The 23,525-nt window shown below is 65.3% G+C and carries 17 protein-coding genes and 2 pseudogenes; 5 read left to right on the plus strand and 14 right to left on the minus strand.

What is annotated here, in order from left to right:
- Nucleotides 1-154: 154 nt before the first annotated feature.
- From CKW22_RS23600 to CKW22_RS23620, 5 genes and pseudogenes are all read right to left on the minus strand, one after another.
- Nucleotides 155-1,543, minus strand: a pseudogene (locus CKW22_RS23600) (reverse transcriptase domain-containing protein).
- A gap of 397 nt (nucleotides 1,544-1,940) precedes the next feature.
- Nucleotides 1,941-2,093 (minus strand): annotated as a pseudogene (locus CKW22_RS23605) (IS256 family transposase); the annotation flags it as partial.
- Nucleotides 2,094-2,337: 244 nt separating this feature from the next.
- Complete coding sequence (locus CKW22_RS23610) at nucleotides 2,338-3,393, minus strand: lipocalin-like domain-containing protein (protein ID WP_095065234.1); 1,056 nt, start codon at nucleotides 3,391-3,393, stop codon at nucleotides 2,338-2,340.
- A complete protein-coding gene (locus CKW22_RS23615) occupies nucleotides 3,383-5,845 on the minus strand; it encodes an ABC transporter permease (RefSeq protein WP_095065236.1) in 2,463 nt (820 codons plus the stop codon). Before CKW22_RS23615 ends, CKW22_RS23610 begins: the two co-directional genes overlap by 11 nt.
- On the minus strand, nucleotides 5,842-6,510 hold the full coding sequence (locus tag CKW22_RS23620) for an ABC transporter ATP-binding protein (RefSeq protein ID WP_033697177.1): 669 nt from the start codon (nucleotides 6,508-6,510) through the stop codon (nucleotides 5,842-5,844). Before CKW22_RS23620 ends, CKW22_RS23615 begins: the two co-directional genes overlap by 4 nt.
- Nucleotides 6,511-6,755: 245 nt before the next feature.
- Here CKW22_RS23620 and CKW22_RS23625 point away from each other — a divergent pair, with 245 nt between their 5' ends.
- Together CKW22_RS23625 and CKW22_RS23630 are read left to right on the plus strand one after the other, a co-directional pair.
- The gene (locus tag CKW22_RS23625) at nucleotides 6,756-7,823 is read left to right on the plus strand and encodes an aromatic ring-hydroxylating dioxygenase subunit alpha (protein WP_033697176.1); all 1,068 of its coding nucleotides are present in this window, start codon (nucleotides 6,756-6,758) and stop codon (nucleotides 7,821-7,823) included.
- A gap of 12 nt (nucleotides 7,824-7,835) precedes the next feature.
- Nucleotides 7,836-8,786: a PDR/VanB family oxidoreductase gene (locus tag CKW22_RS23630; protein ID WP_047583505.1), complete on the plus strand. Its 951-nt coding sequence runs from the start codon at nucleotides 7,836-7,838 to the stop codon at nucleotides 8,784-8,786.
- Between the two features lie 6 nt (nucleotides 8,787-8,792).
- On the opposite strand, the gene CKW22_RS23635 is transcribed toward CKW22_RS23630, so the two are convergent.
- From CKW22_RS23635 to CKW22_RS23670, 8 genes are all read right to left on the minus strand, one after another.
- Nucleotides 8,793-9,506, minus strand: a complete 714-nt coding sequence (locus CKW22_RS23635; protein ID WP_033697173.1) for a GntR family transcriptional regulator — start codon at nucleotides 9,504-9,506, stop codon at nucleotides 8,793-8,795.
- A gap of 178 nt (nucleotides 9,507-9,684) precedes the next feature.
- On the minus strand, nucleotides 9,685-11,469 hold the full coding sequence (locus CKW22_RS23640; RefSeq protein ID WP_033697168.1) for an ABC transporter ATP-binding protein: 1,785 nt from the start codon (nucleotides 11,467-11,469) through the stop codon (nucleotides 9,685-9,687).
- The gene (locus CKW22_RS23645) at nucleotides 11,466-12,293 is read right to left on the minus strand and encodes an ABC transporter permease (protein WP_033697166.1); all 828 of its coding nucleotides are present in this window, start codon (nucleotides 12,291-12,293) and stop codon (nucleotides 11,466-11,468) included. Before CKW22_RS23645 ends, CKW22_RS23640 begins: the two co-directional genes overlap by 4 nt.
- Nucleotides 12,286-13,365 carry an ABC transporter permease gene (locus tag CKW22_RS23650; RefSeq protein WP_033697165.1) on the minus strand — a complete coding sequence of 360 codons (1,080 nt, stop codon included), beginning with the start codon at nucleotides 13,363-13,365 and terminating at the stop codon, nucleotides 12,286-12,288. Before CKW22_RS23650 ends, CKW22_RS23645 begins: the two co-directional genes overlap by 8 nt.
- On the minus strand, nucleotides 13,358-14,935 hold the full coding sequence (locus CKW22_RS23655; RefSeq protein WP_095065238.1) for an ABC transporter substrate-binding protein: 1,578 nt from the start codon (nucleotides 14,933-14,935) through the stop codon (nucleotides 13,358-13,360). The genes CKW22_RS23650 and CKW22_RS23655 overlap by 8 nt, the downstream gene beginning before the upstream one ends.
- Before the next feature lie 10 nt (nucleotides 14,936-14,945).
- Nucleotides 14,946-16,133, minus strand: a complete 1,188-nt coding sequence (locus CKW22_RS23660) for an LLM class flavin-dependent oxidoreductase (protein WP_033697161.1) — start codon at nucleotides 16,131-16,133, stop codon at nucleotides 14,946-14,948.
- Between the two features lie 63 nt (nucleotides 16,134-16,196).
- Nucleotides 16,197-16,928 (minus strand): class II aldolase/adducin family protein, encoded by a 732-nt coding sequence (locus CKW22_RS23665; RefSeq protein WP_033697159.1) that lies wholly within the window; start codon nucleotides 16,926-16,928, stop codon nucleotides 16,197-16,199.
- A 27-nt stretch (nucleotides 16,929-16,955) separates the two neighbouring features.
- On the minus strand, nucleotides 16,956-18,011 hold the full coding sequence (locus CKW22_RS23670) for an ABC transporter substrate-binding protein (RefSeq protein WP_047583975.1): 1,056 nt from the start codon (nucleotides 18,009-18,011) through the stop codon (nucleotides 16,956-16,958).
- A gap of 357 nt (nucleotides 18,012-18,368) precedes the next feature.
- On the opposite strand from CKW22_RS23670, the gene CKW22_RS23675 reads away from it, so the two are divergent.
- The 3 genes from CKW22_RS23675 to CKW22_RS23685 all read left to right on the plus strand — a co-directional run bounded on the left by CKW22_RS23675 (nucleotide 18,369) and on the right by CKW22_RS23685 (nucleotide 23,306).
- The gene (locus CKW22_RS23675; protein ID WP_047583974.1) at nucleotides 18,369-19,601 is read left to right on the plus strand and encodes an acyl-CoA dehydrogenase family protein; all 1,233 of its coding nucleotides are present in this window, start codon (nucleotides 18,369-18,371) and stop codon (nucleotides 19,599-19,601) included.
- A gap of 89 nt (nucleotides 19,602-19,690) precedes the next feature.
- The gene (locus CKW22_RS23680; protein WP_095065240.1) at nucleotides 19,691-21,466 is read left to right on the plus strand and encodes an ABC transporter ATP-binding protein; all 1,776 of its coding nucleotides are present in this window, start codon (nucleotides 19,691-19,693) and stop codon (nucleotides 21,464-21,466) included.
- Nucleotides 21,459-23,306: an ABC transporter ATP-binding protein gene (locus CKW22_RS23685; protein ID WP_095065241.1), complete on the plus strand. Its 1,848-nt coding sequence runs from the start codon at nucleotides 21,459-21,461 to the stop codon at nucleotides 23,304-23,306. The genes CKW22_RS23680 and CKW22_RS23685 overlap by 8 nt, the downstream gene beginning before the upstream one ends.
- A 120-nt stretch (nucleotides 23,307-23,426) precedes the next feature.
- On the opposite strand, the gene CKW22_RS23690 is transcribed toward CKW22_RS23685, so the two are convergent.
- Nucleotides 23,427-23,525 (minus strand): IS3 family transposase (locus CKW22_RS23690; RefSeq protein WP_143500713.1); only part of this gene is annotated, 99 nt, incomplete at its 5' end.

Consider the following 23,525-nt stretch of genomic DNA (forward strand, 5'->3'; position numbering starts at 1 on the left):
ACCGCATACGGCTCCTGCCTTGGGTTTTGACGCCGAAGCGGGTTATGGGATAAAGATGCATTGTTAGCTCACGCGGATACGGGATGAACAGCCTTGCCAGCGCAGTCATGCGCTCCCAATTCAGTCGGTGTCGCTGACTCCTTCATTTGAGGGCCTACCTCCATGCTCCGATAACTTCACGGCGAAAAGCATCCAGCCGTTTTGTATTACCGGGCACATGATAGTAATTGCAGTAACCCGTGAACAGTCGATTCAGCCACTTTCCGATCACGGGAACCGGTTCGTGCCTACGCTTATGCAGTTGTCTGCGTATCTCTTTGAGTGTTGCTCTCATACGCTTGGCGATGGTCTCCCGCCCGACCTCGAACATCCCATTCTTGGCTTGACTACAGAAATGCGTGAACCCGAGGAAGTCGAATGTTTCTGGTTTTCCTTCCCCACGCCTCTTGCGATCTTCCACCGCGAACCAGCCAAACCGCAGCAAACGTGTTTTCTCTGGATGTAGCGTCAAGTTGAATTGAGCGAGTCGAACGTCCAATGCACGGCGAAAACTCCATGCATCTTCACGCTTTTCAAACCCGATTACACTGTCGTCTGCATACCGCACGGCAATCATCTGCCCCCCTGCAGTACGCTCGCGCCATTGCCTGACCCATAAGTCCATCACGTAGTGCAGGTAGATATTGGCCAATAACGGTGAAATGGGCGCACCTCGTGGTGTGCCCTGCTTCGCAGAAATTCGCTTCCCGTTTTCGAGAACACTTGTGCGCAGCCATCGTGCTATCAGTGCTCACTCTCGTCTATCCGCAATTCGGTGTTGCAGGAAACACATCATCCACTCGTGATCAATGGTGTCAAAGAACGCACGAATATCCACGTCCAATATCCACTGAACTCGACGACCAGGGCGAAACCCATACGAGAGTCCAAGGAAGCTCTGCTCATAGATGGCGTTGAGCACTTGTACGACGGCGGCTTGGACGATCTTGTCCTCCAACACCGTTACGCCCAGCGGACGCTCGCTGCCATCTGCCTTTGGGATAAATACCCGCCGAACAGGTTTGGCTCGATAGCGGCCACTGTGCACGTTGTCATGCAAAGCTTTCAGCTTCTCCTGAAGATCTTGCTCGTAATCTCGCCACGATATTCCGTCTACACCACAGGCCGAGTCTCGCTTGAGAGTATAAAAACTCTCGCGCAACAGCTCGACCGTTACGTGGTGCAGCAGGTTCGTGAACTTGACTCGGTAATCCCGCCGAGCTGCTTGACGTACAGCGAGCAACCCTGACAACACACTTGTCCGGCTCTGCGTCCGAGATGCGGAAGTCTGTTCACTGTTCCCCTTGGCTAACTCCCTTTCCTCCATCACCTCCGCCGGGACAAGCCCGTTGTTCGGCAACTTCTCAGGTACTACGGAGTTATCCGACTTCTCGCTCGCGTAGGCGGCAGGCTTTTGGCTTGTGGCCTTTCCTGCCCCGTCTGGACTGTCACGACCAGACACGAGCGAGATCTCCCAGCTTCCGTGAAGTTGACTTCCCAGCATGCTCAGGGTCTACGACCGCGCAGGGCGTGAAACATGACTTGCGATTATCGTCATGCACACTGTGGCCTTCCGCTTCGCATAACAGTGTCGGCGCCATGGACTCATGATTTCGCGGATCAATGGCTGGCCTGCTGGTTTCCCCTGCCAACGCTTCTCCGTATACCTCACGGTGCACAACGTATGGCTCGGGGTCGAGGTGTTTCGCCATAACTTCTCTCGTAGGGACTTTCACCCTTTATCACCTGCCGGCTTGGCTGGCGCACTAAGCGCTCCATGAACCCCACATTCAAAGCGCCTACTTGATCCCTGATGCTGTGCTCCCGATTTTTTCTGGAGCTCGCCCACATGATGCGACCTGACGCCAAAGTCGAAAAAGTGTACCTCTACCCCAAGCCCGGGCTCGCTCGATCAGCGCCTTCTTGAACGCCGCAGAGGCCTCTTCGATGGCTTCTGCAGTCATCAGCGTGTCGGGTAATTGATCAAGCAGTTCCTTCGGGAGCTTCGGCAGCTCACGCGCCGGTTGGCGCTCAGATTTCTTTTTGGTTGGCATACATGCACCTCTTACTCATGTTATGCCCGAACACAAAATTTCTGACACCCCCGGCCAGTGAGGCCTGTGGCATTTGCGCGCGACCGCCTTGTTTATACGACACGATATTAAGGCGGGCGCCAATGCCCCCCAGGAACGAAACAAATGTAGGAGCGAGCTTCGCTCGCGATGCGCCGCGCGGGCGGCGCTCGATTTCACAGGCGCAAAAGCCCTCAAGCCCCCCCAAACTCACGCTAAATCCCCCCTAATACCCCGTCATCTCCAGATACCCCCGCCCCCCCACACGCCCCTGCAAGCGCACCGGCCCTTCCCAATATGCAAACCGTGTCCGCATCCACGCACGCGGTTCCACGGCATCAGCCCGCACATCAACCCCATACTCCACCACCCGCACCCGCCAACGCGTCGGTACCGCCCTCCCGTCCTCCTGCCGATTCCAGGCCAACGCCTCCAAGTGAATCTGATCCCCCCGCAGCGCCACCACCTCCCCCTGCGGGCTGACCCACGTCCCCGCCCGGTACGGCAATCCCCCGGTGTCGCGCACCTGGAACAGCATCAGCTTCGCACCACTGTCCAGGTGCAGTGAAAACCAGTCCCACCCCGTCTGCCCGGCAGCCAGCGGCTGGCTGCTCCATTCCCGGTCAAGCCAGGCCTGGCCGGTCACCGCAATGCACTGGCCATCACGCTCTACCTCACCACTGACCCGATAAAACGGCTGACTGTAGTAATACGAAGCTTGCCCCTTGCCCGACTTTTCGCTGTAGCCCTGGCTGCCGTGCAACACCAGCGGCCTGTCACTGCGCAGGCTCAGGTCGTAGCGAAAGCCTTCACCAGTTGCCTTCATCTGCAACCCCGCGATACCCTCGTGCCCCTGCAATGACCAGTCATTGATCCAAGCCCGGAACGGCTCGGCCACCACGCCTGCCTGGCCGACACCGCCGCGCGCCAAGGTCTCGCCAGAACGATGCCCACCTGGCCCGGTCAGGGCCGCGTGCCCCATCCACAGGTTTGGGCTGTTCCAGTCGCGGGTCTCGGCCCCTGGGCGCAGCGCCGAACGGAACAGCGTCCACTGCGCCCCCCAGTCACGGCCCTGGCTATCCTTGAGGTTCGCGGTGACGTACCACCACTCGATGCGAAAACCATCGTGGGCCCCGTGATCACGCGGGAACACCAAGGGGTGATCACGCGTCACCTGGCTGAACCCGCTAACCTGCTGCCCCAGCCCGGCAAAGCTCTCGGGCGCAGGCTCATCACACCCGCACAGCAACAGGCACAACAGCACAGACGCGCTACGTTTCATCGGCAAACTGCCTCAACAAATCGCTTGGCTGGCGCCGCGCCAGTTGCCACAACGGCCAGGCGCTGGCCAGCAGGCTGGTCAGGATGCCCAGCACGGCCAGTTGCATCAGTTGCGCAGGGAAGACATACAGCGGCAATCGCCAGCCGAACGCCTGCACGTTCACCACCGCCACCAGGCACCACGCCAGCAAAACCCCTACCGGGATCGCCAGCAGCACGGTGAGGCTGCTCAGCATCAGCGTCTGGCCCAAGCTCAGCCAGACCAGTTGCCTGCGGCGCACCCCCAGCGCCCAAAGCGGCGCCAGCTGGCCCAAGCGGCTCTGGCCCAGGGTCAGCAGGTTGATGAACATGGCCACGCCAGCAACACCCAGCGTGAGGCTGTTGAGGGCAGCGGTGGCGGCGAAGGTGCGGTTGAACACGTCAGTCGACCAACCCTTCAAGCGCGACTGCTCGACCACGCGGCTGTCGTCCAGGGCAAAACGCTGCTGCAGCGCGGCCTTGAGGGCCGGCACGTTCGCGGGGGCGCTATCCAGGCTCAGGCCGGTCAGCGTTGCCTGCGGCCAGTGCTTGCGCAGCCAGTCGGCATTGACCAGCACATGCCCCTTGGGGTTGCCGTAATCGGCATACACCCCCACCACCGTCATGGGCGGCGCGCCATCGGTTGCCAGTGCCAGGGTATCGCCCACGCCCAGGCCGAGGCGGCGGGCCAACTGCTCGCTGAGCATTACTCCCTTGCCCTGTGCCAATTGCTGCCAGGCCTGCGCGTGCTGCTCCATCAAGGGCCAGCGGCTGCGGTAGGCCGGGTGGTCGACAACCCCCTGCACCTGCACCGGCCAACCCTGCAGGCGCGTTTCCACACGCCAGCCTGGCAGTACCACCTTGGCCGCAGGTTGCTGCTGGAGCCATTGGTACATCTGCTCACCTTGCGCAGTATCCCGGGGCGTCACGTAGAGATCGGCGGCCAAGCGCAGGTCAAGCCAGCCAACAAAGGTCTTGCGAAAGCCCTCGGTCATGCTGCCCACGCCGACACTGGCGGCCAGCGCAAGCAGCAAGGCCATCAACGCCAGGCTCAACGCGGGCAACTGTTGGCGGCTGTCGGCGATGAACCACTGCGACAGGGGCCGACGGCGCCCGCGCGCGGCCCAGGCCAATACACCGTCTAGCAAGGCTGGCAACACCAGTGCCGAAGCCAGCAGCAGTGCCGCCACCGTGACAAATGCACTGACCAGGCCCTGGCCCAGTTGCCAACCGCCCAGCATCACCAGCAGCAAAAACACCGCCAGACAGCGCTGGAGCCTCAACCAACGGCCTTGTGCCAGCCGCCAGGCCTGGGGTTGCGCAAGCGCCAGCAACGGCAGGCGGGCGGCCTGCAGCACACTGCCGACCCCGGCCAGCAGCGCCCCCAGCACACTCACCAGCACCCCCGCCAACCACCACCACGCTGGCAGGTGCAACGCTGCGCCAACTTGAGCGCCATACAGGCCACGCAAGCTGGCTGCGAAGTCCGGCAGCAGCAGCGCCGCCAGCCCATAGCCGCTGGCCACCCCGGCCAGACCACCCAACACGGCGAACAGCCCCAGCTCCAAGGCCAACCCAAACAACAGGCTGTGCAAGCTGACGCCACAGGCACGCAGGCTTCTGATCAGGTTGCGGCGTTGCTCCAGTGCCAGGCCAATGGCGGCATGCGCGATAAACAGCCCGACCACGAACGCCAACAGGCCGAGGGCCGTCAGGTTCAGGTGAAAGCTTTCGGTCAGCCGCTGCAAGCCACCGTCGTCACTGGGGGGTTGCAGTTCGAGCTGCGCGGCAATATCTGCAGGCAGTGGCTCGACAGGCCCCGTCAGCAACAGCCGCGACAGCCGCCCAGGCGCCTGCAGCAAGGCTTGGGCATGGCCGATGTCGACCACGATCACGCCTGGCGCCAGCTCCGGCTTGAGCACAAAAGGCGGCAGCACCTGCCCCTCACTGCTCACGGCCTGGTCGGTAACGGCCTTGCCCAACTGGCGCAAGGTATCCGGCCCTACCCAGGCTTGCCCCGGCGTACCGATAAAGGCCTGCAGATCGAAGTCTGCCGCCCGCACACCGGCAACGGCGGTGGTCGATGGCAGGCTCAGCGGCTCGATGCCCACCAGCCGAACACTCACGGGCTGCTCCCCGGCAAACCGCAACCGCCCTTCCAGCACCGGGGCAACCGGCCAGCCCAACTGGCGCAATTGCAGGTACAGCGCCTGATCGAACCGCTCCCCCTCACGCGGCACCAACTGCGCTTGCAGCGGCCCCGCCAACACCGCACTGGCGCGCGCATAGTCGCTGCGCGCCTGGGTGTTGAGCGCCTGGACACCGGTCCATAGCGCAGTGGCCAGCCACAAACCGGTAAAAATGCTGAAGCACTGCACGCGATGACGCTGCCAATGGCTCAACAGCGCCCGCAAGGTGAGCATCAGCGGGTTCATGGGCCGTGCTCGTCGCGCACACGGCCAGCTTGCAAGTAGCAGCAATGCGCCAACCGCGCTGCCAGGCGCTGGCTGTGGGTCACCATCAAGACACTGCTGCCGGCCTCGGCCACCAGTTGCAGGAACAGGCCCAGCACCTCGTCGCTGCTGGCTTCGTCCAGGCTGCCGGTGGGCTCGTCGGCCAGCACCCATGCGGGGCGAGCCGCCAGGGCGCGGCCGATGGCAACCCGCTGCTGCTGGCCGCCGGACAACTGCTCGGGGTAACGCGTCAACAGCTCGGCCAGGCCCAGACGCGCAGCCAGGTACCCCAGCCAAGGCCGATCATGCCGGCCGGCGAGCCGTGCCTGAAAAGCAAGGTTCGCCCCCACATCCAGGCTGCTGATCAGGTTGTACTGCTGAAACACCAGGCCGATGCCTTCGCGTCGCCAGCGCGCCAGGGACGATTCCGAGCGGCTATCGAGCGGTTCACCGTCAATCAGGATGCGCCCACTGTCGGCACGGTCCAGCCCGGCAATCAGGTGCAGCAACGTACTCTTGCCACTGCCGGACTCCCCCATCAGCGCCAGGCTGCTGCCGCGCGCCAGGCACAGGTCGATGCCCTGCAGCACCGGCAGCGGGCCTTGGGGCGTGATGAACGACTTGTGCAGTTGCTCGACCACCAGCATCGGGAGTGTTCCTCGTGGCGCCACCTCGCAAGCGGTGGCTGAGTGCCCCCTTAGGAATAGCACAGCCAGGCACTACAACCGCCAGGCAACGAGCTAATGGATCCATAAAAACAAGCCAAGCCCCATCAAGGTTCGATAATCGCCCATAAAACGGCGAATTACAGGCTTATTAATTTGACCAAACCATCAGGCGCCCTATTTAATGGATCCATTAAATAAAAACAATCGCTACTCCGGAGAGCCTCATGTACCCGAGAAACACTTGGTATGTCGCCTGCACCCCTGACGAAATCGCCGACAAGCCGTTGGGCCGGCAAATCTGCGGGGAAAAGATCGTGTTCTACAGAGGCCACGAGAACCGGGTGGCGGCGGTGGAAGATTTTTGCCCGCACCGCGGCGCGCCACTGTCGTTGGGCTATGTCGAAAACGGCAACCTGGTGTGTGGCTACCACGGTTTGGTAATGGGCTGCGACGGCAAGACTGTCGAGATGCCAGGCCAACGGGTCAGGGGCTTCCCCTGCAACAAGACTTTCGCCGTGGTCGAGCGCTATGGCTTCATCTGGGTCTGGCCGGGCGACCAGGCACAGGCAGACCCAAGCCTGATCCCCCATCTGGAATGGGCGGTAAACGATGACTGGGCCTATGGCGGCGGGTTGTTCCACATCGGCTGCGACTACCGCCTGATGATCGACAACCTCATGGACCTGACCCATGAAACCTACGTGCACGCCTCCAGCATCGGCCAGAAGGAAATCGATGAAGCACCGCCCGTGACCACCGTCACCGGCGATGAAGTGGTGACTGCACGGCACATGGAAAACATCATGGCACCGCCGTTCTGGCGCATGGCCCTGCGCGGCAACGGGCTGGCCGACGATGTACCGGTGGACCGCTGGCAGATCTGCCGCTTCACCCCGCCCAGCCATGTGCTGATCGAAGTCGGCGTGGCCCACGCGGGCAAAGGTGGCTATCACGCCGACGCGCAGCACAAGGCATCCAGCATCGTGGTCGACTTCATCACCCCCGAAACCGACACCTCGATCTGGTACTTCTGGGGCATGGCCCGCAACTTCGCTGCGCAGGACCAAGCGCTGACTGCAAACATCCGCGAGGGCCAGGGCAAGATCTTCAGTGAAGACCTGGAAATGCTCGAACGCCAGCAGCAGAACCTGCTCGCCTACCCCCAGCGCAACCTGCTCAAGCTCAACATCGATGCCGGTGGCGTGCAGTCGCGCAAGATCCTCGAGCGCCTGATCGCCAACGAGCGCATGCCCCAAGCCGAACTGATCGCGACCAGCGCAAGCCCAGCCTGACGAGGAACGGACATGATCGATGCCGTAGTGGTTTCCCGTAACGACGAAGCACAAGACATCTGCAGCTTCGAACTGGCCGCCGTCGATGGCAGCCTGCTGCCGCCCTTCAGCGCCGGGGCACACATTGATGTGCACCTGCCTGAAGGGCAGGTTCGCCAGTACTCGCTGTGCAACCACCCCGAAGAACGCCACCGCTACCTGATCGGCGTGCTCAAAGACCCCGCCTCACGCGGCGGTTCGCGCAGCTTGCACGAGCAGATCCACAACGGCGCCCGCCTGCGTATCAGCGCACCGCGCAACCTGTTCCCACTGGCCCAGGGCGCCCGCCGCAGCCTGTTGTTCGCAGGCGGTATCGGCATCACCCCGATCCTGTGCATGGCAGAGCAGTTGGCCGCCAACGGCGCGGATTTCGAACTGCATTACTGCGCCCGCTCCAGCGAACGCGCAGCCTTCATCGAGCGTATGCGCGGCGCCGCCTTTGCCGATCGCCTGTTCGTGCATTTCGACGAGCAACCCGAGACCGCGCTGGACATCGCCCAGGTGTTGGCCACCCCGCAAGCCGATGTGCACCTGTATGTGTGCGGCCCGGGCGGGTTCATGCAGCACGTGCTGGAAAGCGCCAAGGCGCAGGGCTGGCAGGAGGCGTGCCTGCACCGCGAATACTTTGCCGCCGCGCCGGTCGATACCCAGGGCGATGGCAGCTTCTCGGTCCAGCTGAACAGCACCGGCCAGGTGTTCGAGGTGCCCGCCGACCAGAGCGTGGTGCACGTGCTTGAGCAGCACGGCATCGCGATCGCCATGTCATGCGAACAAGGCATCTGCGGCACCTGCCTGACACGCGTCCTGTCCGGCACGCCCGAGCATCGCGACCTGTTCCTCACGGAGCAGGAGCAGGCCCTGAACGATCAGTTCACGCCCTGCTGCTCGCGGTCGAAAACCCCGCTGCTGGTGCTTGACCTCTGAGGGGCCTCACGCCGAGGGCAGGATGACCTTCATGCGCGCGTCTGCCGTTGCCGCGCCGAAGGTCTCGGCATAACGCAAAGTGGCATTGGCGTGCTCGCGCATTATGGCTTCGGCGCGGGCACCCTGCCTGCTGACCAGGGCATCGAACACCGAATGGTGCTGCATGTGGGCGTAGTTGAAGCGCCGGTATTCACGCGCCAGGTCATGGCGATCCACTGCCAGGGCGGTGACCGAGGCGAACGGCAGGTGGTCATTGCGCGCCAGGGCATCGGCGATCGCCGGGTTGTGGCTGGCTTCGACGATCACCTGGTGGAAGCGCATGTTGAGGTCATGGTAGGCCTGCAGGTCCTCTTCGGTGACGAAGCCTTTGCCGAACAGCTGGTCGCCTTCGACCAGGCAGCGCTGCAGCGCCTCTTGTGCTTCGTGCGACAGGCCACGCTCTGCCGCCTGGCGGGCGGCCAGGCCTTCGAGCACACCGCGAACCTCGACTGCGCCGGCGATGTCGTCTGCGCTGACCGAACGCACCTGAAACCCACGCCCGCCAAAGCGCACCAGCAAACCTTCCTGCTCAAGGGTGCGGAATGCCATGCGCACCGGCATGCGCGAAACACCGAAGCGTTCGGCGGTGGGGATTTCCATCAGACGCTCGCCGGCGGCCAGCTCGCCGGAGGCGATCATCTTGCGTAGCGTAACCAGCACCAATTGACCGGGCTTGCTCATCCAGGCAGTTTCCAGAGACGTGGGCGGCCATCTTAGCGTAATGGGAAAGCTTGTGGACCGCCTGGGGTGTGGCTGAGGGCGCAGAGGTGCTCGCCTTGATGCATTGGGTGGTTTTGAGATCGAGCGCCGCCCGCGCGGCGCTCGATCTCACAGGCGCCAAAAGCACCAAGCCATGCCCCTACCCCCCCAAATGCAACCGAGGCGAATGCGCCACCAACGTTCGGGTGTAATCATCAACCGGCCACCCAAGCACCTGCTCCACAGACCCCTCCTCCACCACCCGCCCCCGCCGCAACACCAGCACCCGATCAGCAATCGCCCGCACCACCCCAAGGTCATGGGTCACAAACAACACCGCCAGCCCCTCCCCCTGCAACCCCCGCAGCAACGCCAGAATCGATGCCTGCACAGACACATCCAGCGCCGAGGTGATCTCATCGCAAACCAACAACCGCGGCTCGCAGATCAGCGCACGGGCAATCGCCACGCGCTGCCGCTCGCCACCCGACAAACTCTGCGGGTACAGGCCTGCCACACGCGCCGGCAGCGACACCCGCGCCAGCACCGCCTCGACCCGGCGATGCGCCTCATCACCGCGTACACCAAAAAAATGCGCCAACGGCGCGCTGAGGGTTTGCGCGATCGTCTGGCATGGGTTCAAGGCCCGGTAAGGGTTCTGAAACACATACTGTATCTGGTGACGCAGCCGCGCATCACGCTGACGCGCCGAAAACGCCAACGGCTCGCCGCCATAGCGTAGTTGGCCCTGCACGTTCTCGCCCAACCCGGCGATGGCCCTGGCCAGGCTGGTCTTGCCCGAACCGGACTCGCCCACCAGCGCCAGGCACTCGCCTGGCGCCACCTGCAAAGACACATCGAACAGCACCTGGCGGTCGTACGCCACATCCAGCCCCTGGACCTCCAGCAACACACCTTCACCCGGCGCCGTGACCGACTCGACAGCGACGTCGCCACGGGGCAATACCTCACGGTGCGGCACCAGGCAGGCGACCTGATGACCCGCGTCGAGCGCCGACAGCGAAGGTTCTATCACCGCACACTCGGCACGCCGCCGGGCACAGCGCGGGGCGAAGGCACAGCCCGCAGGCCGCTGCCCCGGTGCCGGTGCGTGCCCGGCGATGGCTTGCAGCGGCTGACGCCGGGCAATGTCAGGGATCGCCGCGAGCAAGGCGCGGGTGTAGGGGTGCGCCGGGGCGCTGAACAACCTCTCGCGGCCCGTCACTTCAACCAGCCGGCCGGCATACATCACCATCACCCGGTCGACCAGGTCACGGACCACGGCCAGGTCGTGGGTCACGTACAGCGCCGCCACACCATGGCCTCGGCACAGGCGCTTGAGGGTGTCCAGCACATGCGCCTGGGTGCTGACGTCCAGCGCCGTGGTGGGCTCGTCGAGCACGATCAGCCTCGGCCGCAGCACAAACGCCAGTGCCAGCATCACCCGCTGCTGCTGCCCACCGGACAACTGGTGGGGGAAACGCCGCAGGAAGGCCGCATCATCCGGCAAGCCGACATCGACCAGGGTCTCCTGGATACGCTGCTGCACTGCATCGCCCGGCAATTTCGGCAAATGCGCCAGCACGGTTTCGCGCAGCAATGCGCCAATGCGCAGGGCCGGGTTCAGCGCGGTGGCCGGGTCCTGGGCGACGTAGCCGACCAACCCGCCGCGCGCCAGGCGCAGGGCCTCGCCCTCGAGTTCGAGCACCGCCTGCCCGGCCACCGCAATGTGCCCACCGGTAATCCGCGCACCCTGCCGCGCATGGCGCAACAAGGCGGTGGCCAGGGTGGTCTTGCCCGAACCGGACTCGCCCACCAGCCCAACGATTTCACCCGCTGCCAGGCTGAACGAGACATCGGCCAGCACATCCACCTGCCCGGCCAGCTCCACCCGCAGGTCACTGACCTGCAACACGTCGCTGGCAATCTTCACCGCCGCCGTCATGGCTGCTTCTCCCCGATACGTGCACTGACCCGGCCGATACCCTCGGCCAGGATATTGGTGCCATAGGCGAACACGGCAATCAGCAGTGCCGGCGCCAGCACCGCCAAGGGCTGGACCAGCAGGCCGGCCTGGTTCTCGTTGATCATCAGGCCCCAATCGGCCGCAGGCGGCGCTACGCCGTAGCCCAGGAAGCTCAAGCCCGAGAGCATGCCCACCGCCCAGGTCAACATGTTGCCGAAGTGCACCAGCAGCGGCGTAAGAATGTTCGGCAGGATTTCGTTGAACAGGATGCGCCAGCGGGAGTAGCCCATCATCTGCGCGGCCTCGACAAACTCCTGACCTGCCACCGCCACCGCACTGCCACGCGCAAGGCGGATGACCCCGGGGGTGAAGGCGATGGCCACGGTCAGCACAATCAGCCACGGTGCACGGCCAAGCATCGACACGATCAGCAGCACCAGGATCAGGTCCGGGAAGGCCAACGAGACATCCGCCGCCCAGCTGATCGCCTGGTCCAGCCGACGGCGCGAGAACCCGGCCAACAGGCCCAGGCTACCCCCGACCAGCAACGCCAGGGTGGCCGCCGCCACCGACATCCACAGCACCGACACGCCGCCGCTGAGCAGGCGTGACAGCAAGTCGTGGCCAAGAAAATCATGCCCCAACGGCGCACCGGCAGTCGGCGGGCCATACACCGGCCCGACCATGGCCGTGGGGGCATGGGGCGCGAGCCAGGGGCCAAGTACAGCCACCAGCACCACCCACGAGGTAATCACGGCGCCGCGCCGCACCTGCGGGTCGGCCAGCCAGCGTGCGTCAGTCATGAGTAGCCTCCTGGGCAGGTGTGCTGCGTGCGCGCCGCCACCAGGGGCGGATGCCGCGCCGGTTACGGCGGATCATCTTGACCCGGCGCGCGGTGCGCAATTTGGGGGTGAGCAGAACGGTGAGCAGATCCGCCAGCAGGTTGATCAGCACCACGGCCAGGGTGATGACCAGCACCACGCCCTGGATCATCGGCAAGTCGCGCATCTGGATCGCCGCATTGAGGGCGGTGCCGATACCGGGGTAGCTGAAGATCACCTCGGCCAGCAGCGCGCCGCCTACCAGCGTGCGCAGGGTCAGCGCCACGCCCTGGATCGCCGGGGTCAGGGCGTTGGGCAAGGTATGGCGCCAGACGATAAGCCGCTCCGGTATGCCGCGCAGGCGGGCGGCAACCACATAATCGGACTCCAGCGCCTCGATCATCGAGGCACGCACCATCCGCGTCAGGTACGGCAGCGCCGACAAACTCAGGGCAACCACCGGCAGCACCAGCGACGGCAGCTGCCGCCACAGGGGCAGTTGCGGGTCAAGGATCGACACCGCCGGTAGCCAACCCATGCCAGGCATGGAAAACAGCAGCACCAGGCCGACGGCCAGCAGAAAGCTCGGCGTGGCCTTCAACAGGATCAATGCCGACAAGCCCCAGCGGTCCAGCGGACGATCACGCCGCAAGGCCAGGCTCACGCCGAGGGTGAGTGCCAGCGGCACCACCAGCGCCAGCACGCCGGCCAGCAGTGCCAAGGTATGACCAAGACGACCGAACAGCAGCTGCGCCACGGGCACCTGTGAGTCCAGCGAAATACCCAGGTCACCGCGCAGCGCCGCGCCCATCCAACGCAGGTACTGGACCAGGATCGGCTGATCGAGGCCCAGTTGCTGCTGCAAGGTCAGGATGCTTTGCAGCGGCGCATCGGGGCCAAGAATGACCCGCGCCGGGTCCGAGGGCAGCGCCTGGGTGGCGATGAACACCACCAGGCTGATGACCCACGCGGTCAGCAGGCCGTAGCCCAGACGGCCTATGAACCAGGCCAGCCAGGCCGGCGTACGTGGGGAACGGTGAGCGTGATCAGGCATGGTTCAACCAGAGTTCATCGAAGCGCCAGGAGGCGAAAGTGGTCTGTTCCGGGGCAAGCCCACCCACCTTGGCGGACGCCGCATCGAGCACGTCGGAAAAGCCCCAGATCAACAGGCCGCCGCGTTCGTGCTGGATCACCTGGGCCTCGTGCACCAGCGCTTTACGCCGCTCAAGATCCGGTTGGGCCAGGGCCTGGTGGAACAGTTCGGTAAAGCGAGGGTCATGGAAGTTGCTGCGGTTGTAGATGGCCTGCGGGGCATCGTTGTGCAACGCCGAGGCGAGGAAGCCGCGGGCCGGCGTCGACCCCGGCGACAGCTGCCACTGCTCGCGCTGCGGGCCGTTGAATACCGAGCCATCGACCTGGTTGACCTTGACCTGAACGCCCGCCTTCTGTACTTGCTGGGCAAACACCAGGGCGGCATTCACGCCGGGGCCTGGCGTGGTGGTCAGCTCGACGCGCAAGTCGTCCTGCCCGGCCTGGCGCAGCAGCGAACGGGCCTGATCGAGGTCGTAGGGGCGCTGGGCGAGCGCATGGTTGTAGGTCGGGTCGTGGGGCGAATACAGGTCGTTGGCGATGCGGCCGAAGCCATTGAGCCCGCGCGCTACCAGTTCCTGGCGGTCGGCGAGCAGGCGAAATGCCTGGCGCACGCGCACATCCTGGAAGGGTGCCTTGGCCAGGTTCAGGTTGAAGCCGGTGAACGACGTGCTGGGCGAGGCGTACAGGCGCAGGCGCGGGTCGGCCTTGAGCAAGGCGCTGTGCTCGGCCTGCACCCCGCTGGCCACGTCCACTTGCCCGGCACGCAAGGCGGCGGCCCGCGAGACCTGGTCCTTGAATTCGATGATTTCCAGCTCATCGGCATAGGGGCGGTTGGGCTTGTAGTAGTTTTCGAAGCGGGTGTAGAGCGAGCGCTGCCCGGGGATGAAGCTTTTCAGCTTGTAAGGCCCCGCCCCGACCGGGTTGGTCACTGGGTGGTAGTCGGTGGGCACGATGCCGCCGAAGCTGATCAGCGTTTCATCCAGCGGGTAGAAACTCTGCCCGTGTTTGAAGCGGATCTCGAGGGTGCGGGGGTCGACTTTGCGCAGCGCCTGACGGTCGATGGCACCGACCAGCCCGGCAAACGGCGACGCCAACTGCGGGTCGGTCAGGCGCAGGATCGAGAACAGCATGTCGTCGGCCGTGATGCTCTTGCCATGGTGAAACTCCAGCCCCGGCTTGATGCGGATTATCCAGGCGCTGGCATCGGCATTCGGTTCGGCGAATTCGGCCAGGGCCAGGCGCGTGCTGACATCCGGGTTCCATTCCCAGAACTTGGCGTACAGCGCCCAGCCGCGGATGATCCCGCCGCCCACCGGTTTGTGAGCATCGAGGTTGCCGGCCTGGTCACCGTCGATGATGCCCACGCGCAAACGCCCACCGTGCACCGGCGTGGCCGCCAATGCGGCGGCGCCAGCCGTTGCCGCAGGCGCGCCGCCGTCGCAGCCGCTGAGCAGCCCGCCACCGAGCAGCAAGCCTCCCCCCACGGCCAGGCTGTTGCCGAGAAACACCCGGCGCGAAAACAGCTCACTCATCACCCTCTCCTTACGCCGGTTGCGCCACAGTCGGTTTGGCCTGGGCGCCGAGGCGCGGCACTTCGAAACCATGGTCCAGGTCGAGCAGCGGGAACAGCAGGTCTGCCACCCGGTGGGCTTCGTCGATCAGCGGGAAGCCCGACAGGATGAACGCCGAGGTGCCCTGGGCTTCGTATTCGCGGATCCGCGCGGCCACCTGTTCGGCGCTGCCGACCAGGTAGGTGCCGGCAGCCGGGCCCAACAGGTTGAAACCGAACAGGCTGGGGCCCAGCCAGACGTTGGGGTGGATTTCCAGCTCACGGGCGGTGGGCAGGCGCCCGGCGCGAATGCTGTCAAGGTTGCGCTGGATGCGCGGGTCGTCGCTGACATAGCTGTCCAGGGTCTGCCCCGCCGGCAGCTGGCGCTCGATGGCCGCCCGGGCGGTGGCCAGCGAGGTGCGCTGCAGCAGCCGCTCGGCATGGGCCCAGGCTTCTTCTTCGGTCTCGCGCACGATGATTTGCAGGCGCGTGCCATAGGTCAGCTCGCGGCCGATTTTTGCGGCTTCTGCCGCCACCCGGCGGAACTTGTCGCCGAGTTTTTGCGGGGTATCGGCGAAGCTCAGGTAGACGTCGAGCAACTGCACCGAATGGGCTACGCCCGGCGCTGAAGTGCCTGCGCCCCACAGCGGGATGCCAGGTTTCTGCCTAGGGGGGTGCCAGCCGCCCAGCGGGTGGCTGGCCGCCGCTGGCGCACGTGGCGAGAGCTTGACGTAGCGCCCGTGGTAGCCCGCGGTTTCGCCGGCGTAGAAGCCCTGGAACGCGCGCCAGTATTCCAGGCTGAAGTCGTAGCGTTCATCGTGCGGGTAATGTACGCCCAGTGTGGCCAGGCCTGCGTCGTTGCCATTGACCACATTGAACAGCAGGCGGCCGTTGGAGAACTGGTCGAAAGTGAGTGCCCACTTGGCCAGTACCGCAGGTGACAGTTCGCCTGGGTGCTGGGCGACCAGGAAGCGCAGCCGCGATGTGGCATCGATCAGGGCGGCCGACACCGCGAGGCTTTCGTTGGGGCTGGAGCCGAGCAGCGAGCCGTAGAAGCCCAGGCGATCAGCCGCGATGGCCAGTTGCTTGAGGTGCTCGAAATCGGTGTTCCAGCGGCCTTCTGGCTCCCAGGGATAGGGGCCGTCGGGGGTGGTGAGGTACCAGAGAATTTTTACTGCCATGGGGCTGTTCCTTGAGCGGGTGAGTAGGCCTTGGGGGGCTGCTATGCAGCCCCAGCTATCGCATCAGCTACGCCGATCGATGCCTGGCACCAGCCCCAGTTCGGTTGCGCGCTCATACAACCCACTCATCTTCCACTGCTGGGTCAGCACCCCAGGGCCATAGGGCCGCGAGCCGCCCAGTGCATCAGCCAGCAACTGAATCTGCGCGCCCTCCTCCAGCAACAAGATGAACTCGGCCGTTGCCCGCAGCCCCTGCTTGCCCCACACGGTGGAGCCGCCGTTGGCTTCCAGAATGGCCAGGTTGAACGGGTTTTCGGCAATCTTGTCGAGGATGAAGTCCACCTCGGCCTGACGCCGGTCGATGTACACCGGCAACTCCCTGGCCAGCTGATAGCGCTGCACCGGCACATAGTGGAACGGCAAGGTGCGGTGGGTCTGGGCCCAGGCGCCGAGGTAAGGGCTGTGCACATGCGAGACCGTGGTGATGTCAGGGTGCGTATGGAACAGTTTGGTGTAGCGGCCCAGGCCGCCTTTGCCCTTGCCGACGATGACGTTGCCAGAGAAGTCGGTCACGGTGGCCTGCAGCGGCTTGCGGTGGTTCCAGGGGCCGCCGTAGTTCACCGACACCAGCAGCTCTTCACCGGGCACGCGCTCGATGAAACCGACCGTGCCATTGGCGGTGATGGTGTTGGTCTCGCGGAACACGGTAAACGCAGCTTCGGCTTCAGCCACCACCTGGTCGATGAAGGCTTGCAGTTCGGCAGTGACGGGGCGTTCGTTGATCAGTACGGTCATGTTCAATCTCCGGGTGCTAGTGCAAGGTCAGGCGCGGCGCTGGGCCAGCAGTTCATGGGCAGCTTGCAGGGGCCGTGGGTCGACCCAGTCGGCGAGGCTGAAATCGGCTTCCAGGAAGCCATGCAGGTACAGAAAGTCTTTTTGCCTGCCGAGGAAGGCCAGGCGTTGCTCGGACAGGTCCGGCGCCAAGGTGGTGTGGAAGGCCCCGCGGTAGGCGTCGGCCACACCCTGGCTACCGGCGCGGGTTTCGTCTTCGAGGAAGCGGTTCAGTGCCTCGCGGTTGCCCGCGGCCCACTCGGCAGCGCGCAAGGTCTGGGCGAGGAAGCGCGCGACCAGGTCGAAATGGTTGTCGAGCAGGCTCTGGTGCACGGTGATCGGCCTGGGCGTACCGTTGTTGATGCGGTGGCGCGGGTCGGGCAGCAGGTCGAGGTCGACGCCCACCACCAGGCCCAGGCGCCGCGCCGCATCGGCAGCTGCCGCGCCCTTCACGTAGACGGCGTCGACTTCGCCGCGCACCAGGTAATCAAGGCCAGACCACAGGCGCTGCAGGCCCAGTTGCGGGGTAGCGGCGCTCGCCTGGTCGAGCAGCGCCACCTCCACCAGTTGCACGTCATCCAGCTGCAGGCCGGCCGAGGCCAGGGCGCCTTTGTAGCCCTGCAGGCTCATGGCGCGGGCAATGCTGCCGGGGCGGCTGTCGCCCCAGGCCGGCAGGGCCAGGCGCTTGCCGCGCAGGTCGGCGGCGCTGCGGATGCCTGCGTCGGGGCGCACCAGGATGGTCTGCCATTCTTCGATCCAGGTCAGGCCGATCAGCCGGCTTGGCGAACCGGCGGCACGGGCGGCCAGTGCCGGCACGTTACCGCCTTCGCGAAACAGCCCTGGCAGCTGGTGATCGTAATGGTGGTGGCCGAGCTGACGGGCCTCTTGCAGGGTCGAGACCGGCAAACCGTCACGGGCGAACTCTTCGTCCAGCCAGCCAAGCTTGTAGGCAATGCCCGAGGCGGTGGGCACAGGGCAGCGGGTGAACCAGATGCGGTCCAGGGCGGTAGGGTCGTCGGTTTGCGTTGCGGCAGTAGCACGTGTCATGGGGTGGCTCCTTGGGCGTCGTGAAAGCCCCATTGCAGCGTGCGTGCCAACCGCTGGAGGCCTTGATTTACGCGGAACTCGTAGTCGCTCGCAGGCCCTGGCTGCTGGGCACGGAGCAGGATTGCGGGCGGGCTGCTGCCAGACCAGCAGGGGCACTGCTGCTGGGGCAGCAAAAGCTGGCGAGGGCCACGTGGAATGGGGCCTGGCGAGGGGTGGCAAAGATATTGCTCAAGGGCATTTGACCGCGGTGTAGCCATTCGCGGGTAAACCGCCCCCACAGGGGCCGTGCACGCCCTGTGGGGCAGGTTTGCCCGCGCAGCAGGCGCACTGGCCCCTCAAGCAAACCGAGACCTTTCCATGAGCGCCATAGAACCCAGCCCCACCCACCGCTTGACCAGCGAGGCCGAAGCCATCGCTGCTGCCCGCGAGGTCGCCGCACAGATCGCGGTACTCGCCGCCGACCCGGCCAACAACGGCCAACTGCCGCGCCGCCAGGCCGAACTGCTGTCCAGCAGCGGCCTCACCGCCATTGGCGTACCGGCCGAATTCGGCGGCCTGGGTGCCTCGGTGCAAACCCTCGTCGAAACCGTGCGCCTGATCTCCATTGCCGATGGCGGCGTCGGCCAGTTGCTGCAGATTCACAACGTGATGCTGCGCGGCATTTTCACCGGCTACGCCAGCGAAGTACGTGACCGCCTGATCGCCGACGTGCTGGCCGGCAAGCGCTTTGGCAATGCCCTGGCCGAGGTCGGCGGCAAGAACAAGTTCGCCCTCAAGACCCGCGTCGAGCGCCGCGCCGATGGCAAGCTGGTGCTCAATGGCAGCAAGTTCTACTCCACCGGTTCTTACCTCGCCGACTGGATTTCGCTGACCGCCGCCAGCGAGGACGGCGGCGTTGGTGTCCTGCTGCACCGCGACACTCCCGGGCTGACCCTGGTCGACGACTGGCAGGCCTTCGGCCAGCAGAACTCGGTGAGCGGCACGGTGAACTTCGACGAAATCGTGCTCGACGAGCGCTACCTGTCGCGGCGCAGCGGCCCGATGAAGCGCACCGGCCTGACCTTCCCGCAGATTCTCCACGCGGCCATCGACACCGGCATCGCGGCCGGCGCGCTGCAGGCGGGCGTCGACTACCTGCGCGAGCATGCGCGGGCCTGGGTGGAAAGTGGCGTCGAGCGCGCCAGCGACGAGCCGCATGTCATTCGCCAGATAGGCGAGTACGCGGTGGCCCTGCGCGGGGCCGAGTCGGTGCTGCGTGATGCTGCGCGGGTGTTCGACGCGCATGAGCGTGACCCGGAGGACAAGGCCCTGCAGGACGAGCTGATTCTCTCGGTGGCGACTGCCCGTGCGCATTCCGATGGCGCGTCATTGAAGATCGCCAGCGACCTGTTTTCGCTGCTGGGGGCCAGTGCTTCGTTGAGCAAGTGGAACCTTGACCGATTCTGGCGAAACGCGCGGGTGCATACCACCCATGACCCGATTCGCTGGCGGCTGCATAACGTGGGTAACTATTACCTCAATGGTGCCGATCCGGGGGAGTACACCGCTGTGCTCAATGCCAAGGAAGCGCAGGGCGCGACGCGCCGTTGAGCTTATGAACCCGGGGGGGCGCTTTGCGCCCCCATCGCGACGCAAGGCCGCTCCTACAGGGGCCGTGTCGCTTTTGATCGAGCCTTTTCATGAACCATCCGCTTCTTCGTGCCTTGGCCATTTATCGTGAAATGCCCTGGCGCTTTGCGCTTGTCACCACGTTGTACATCGCTGGCAACCTTGGCCTGGTCTGGCAGCAATGGCTGATCGGACACGCCGTGGACGATGTCAGCGCCGGCCGTGCCGTGGTGCGCCTGGCTGATGGCGGCCTGGACGCCGCCGTGGCCTGGCACTGGCTGTGGCTGCTGCTGGCCATCGCGCTGGGCCGTGGCCTGCTGCAGTACGCGGCAGCGGTGCTGTCGCTGGTGCTCAGCCAGGCCCTGCTGACGCGCCTGCGTGAACGTATCCTGACCCAGGTGCAGCGCCTGCACCTGGGCTACCACTGGCGCCACGGCATGGGTGAGTTGGTAACCCGCACCACCCGCGACGCCGACAAGGTGCGTGATGCGCTGATCACCTTCTGGCGGCAGATCATCGAAACACCCCTGGTGGTGATGGCGGCCGTGGGGCTGCTGAGTGGGTACGACCCGCTGCTCGGCCTGGTGCCACTGTTGCTGACCGGGGCCGGGCTGTGGCTGTTCGTCGTGCAGACCGATCGCCTGGTCAGCCTTGACCGAGCGGTAGGCGCCGCCTACGACCAGGTCAGCCAGGACCTGGCCGAAGGCATCGGTGGTGTACGGGTGATCAAGGCATTCGGTCTGGAGGGCCAGCGCATCGAGCGTTTCGCCAGCCAAGTGAACGTGTTCACCGGCCACGCACGGGCAGCCCTGGCCTACGCCAGCTCGCGCATTCCGCTGCCACAGGCGGTGGTGGCACTGGGGCATGTGTGGATCCTGGTGTACGGCGCCCATTGTGTGGCAGCGGGTACGCTGGGCATCGGCGAGCTGGTCACCTCGCTGCTGGTGGCCACCACGCTGGTATTCCGTATCGAAGGCATCGGCCGGGTCATGCAGACCTTCGCCGACGCCCGTGCCAGTGCCGAACGTATCTGGCAGTTGCTGGACGAGCGCCCGGCGATCGTCGGCGGCCAAGCCACCCTGCCCCTGGGGCCGCTGGGGCTGAAACTGGCCCAGGTACGGGTCGGTGCGCCAGCGGGTGAGCGCGACATCCTGCATGACTGTTCGCTGACCCTGCAGCCCGGCGAGGTGGTGGCACTGGTCGGCGCCACGGGCACCGGCAAGAGCCTGCTGGCCAGCCTGCTGCCGCGCCTGGCCGACGTGCAGGGCGGCGCTGTGCTGGTCGGCAGTGACGCTGCAGGTTGGCACGATGTGCGTGAACTCGACCTGGCCGATTTGCGCCGGCGTGTGCAGGTACTGCCACAAGAAAGCTTTCTGTTCTCCGACAGCCTGGCCGCCAACCTGCGCCTGGCGGCCCCGCAAGCCAGCCCTGTACAACTGCGCGAAGGGCTGCGCCTGGCGGCGGCAGAGGACGTACTCGAACGCCTGCCCCACGGCCTCGACACCCCGCTGGGCGACCGCGGCGTGACCCTCTCCGGCGGCCAGCGCCAGCGCCTGTGCCTGGCCCGGGCACTGCTCGGCGCGCCCGACATCCTCTGCCTGGACGACGCCACCAGCGCGCTGGACGCCCTGGGCGAGCGCCAGGTGCTGCACAACATCCGCCGCCTGCGCGGCAGCACAGGCCAGGGGCCGACCTTGCTGCTGATCACTAGCCGCCTTTCGACCCTGCTGTTGGCCGACCGCGTGCTGATGCTGGAAAACGGCCACATCAGCGCCAGTGGCAGCCATGCCGAGCTGAGCGCGAACAATGCCCACTACCGCGACCTGCTGGGGATCGACCATGACTGATACGCGCAACAAGACCCCCAGCGACATCGAGATCGAACAACATCTGGCGCGCCAGGCCTTGGACCGTGGCATGTTGCACCGCCTGCTACCACTGCTGCGGCCGATTCGCCGGCAGATCCTGGTAGTGATCGGCATCGAACTGCTGCTGGTGTTCACGGTGTTTCTGCGGCCCTGGTTCGTGCGCGAGCTGCTCGACAAGGGCCTGGTACCCAGCGCCGATCACTGGTTGCTGGACGAACGCCTGGTGCTGTGGCTGGGCTTGGGTCTGGCGGCCAGCTGGCTGGGGCGCTTCCTGCTGGCGGGGGTGTCGCAGTTCATTGCCGGGCGGGCGGCGATCCGCGTGCTCAACGACCTGCGGGTGAAGGTATTCGCCCATGTGCAGGCGCTGTCGGTGAGCTACTTCGACCAGACGCGCGCCGGGCGCATCATCTCGCGCGCCGATCGTGATGTGGATGCTCTGGAGCCGCTGCTGGTGCAAGGCCCGCCGGAGCTGCTCGGTGCCCTGCTGCGCTGCGGCCTGGCAGCGGTGATGCTGTGGCGTATCGAGCCAAGCTTCTTCTACAGCCTGGCCGCCACGGTGCCGCTGCTGGCCCTGGCTACCTGGCGTTTCAAACGGGTTTCGCAACGCAACTGGGCCAAGGTCGCCGAACAGCGCAGCCGCTTCACCGCCCACTTGGTCGAGAGCGTGAGCGGGGTGCGGTTGATTCAGCAGTGCGGCCAGGAACAGACCAACCAGGCGCGCTACCGGCGCCTGCTGGAGGACTTCAACCAGGCACTGATACACGGCAGCCTGCGCGCCGGCTGGTTTGCGCCGTTCACCGCACTGCTGAGCACGGCCGGCATGGCGGTGTTGCTGCTGGTCGGCGGCCATGGCCTGGCCGAAGGCAAGGTCAGCGTCGGCCAGGTGGCCGAGAGCCTGTTCTATGTGTTCCTGTTCCTGGGGCCGCTGCAAGAGCTGTCGGACCTGTTCGAACGCTATGCCACCGGCAGTGCCTCGGCGCAGCGGATCTTCCTGCTGCTCGACACCCGGCCACAGGTCCTTGACCCACCCTCGCCCCGCCCGCTGGCCAGGGCACGCGGCCAGGTGGACTTCGAACACGTGGGTTTTGCCTATGCGCCGAACAGCCCGCGCCCGGTGATCGACGGGCTCGACCTGCATATCCGCGCCGGCGAAGTCCTGGCCATCGTCGGCCCGTCCGGGCATGGCAAGAGCACCCTGGTGCAGTTGCTGACGCGGTTCTACGAGGTGCAAAGCGGCGCCGTGAAACTGGACGGCATCGACTTGCGCGAACTGGCCCAGCATGACCTGCGTCGCAACGTCGGTGTGGTATTGCAGGACAACGTGCTGTTCAGCGGCAGCATCCTCGACAACCTGCGCCTTGCCGCCCCCGGTGCCGACGCTGCACGGCTGGTAGCGGCAGCCCGCGAGCTGGGGGCCGACGAGGTGCTCGAACGGCTGCCCCAGGGTTACCACACCGAAGTCGGCCCGCTGGGCGCGCACCTCAGCCACGGCCAGCGCCAGCTGGTGTGCCTGGTGCGCGCCTACCTGGCCGACCCGGCGGTGCTGGTGCTGGACGAAGCCACTTCAGCGGTGGATGTGCATACCGAACGGCGCATCCAGCAAGCCCTGCGCCGGCTGTGCCAGGGCCGCACGGCGATCATCATTGCCCATCGGCTGGCGACCATCCGCGATGCCGACCGTATTGCCGTGGTCCGGCATGGGCAGGTGGTGGAGCACGGCGTGCATGCTGAGCTGATGGAGCGTGGGGGGGCTTATGCGGCGCTGTATGAGGCGTATTTGCGCAGTGCCGGGGAGGTTGTTGCAGGGGCGCTGGTGTGATGTAGCGGCTGGCATGCCTTGAATTTCGTAGCGCCTGTGAGATCGAGCGCCGCCCGCGCGGCGCTTCGCGGCGCAAGGCCGCTCCCACATTTTGGACTGCCCCCAAAAAGTTGGACAGTTCTATGCTGCCGCCTGGGTCCTGTACTCGACAGGGCTCAGGCCATTGAGCCTCAGCTTGATGCGGTCATGGTTGTAGTAGTGGATGTACTCATCCAAGCC

It is taken from the genome of Pseudomonas sp. Irchel s3f19, assembly GCF_900187555.1.
Lineage (GTDB): Bacteria > Pseudomonadota > Gammaproteobacteria > Pseudomonadales > Pseudomonadaceae > Aquipseudomonas > Aquipseudomonas capeferrum.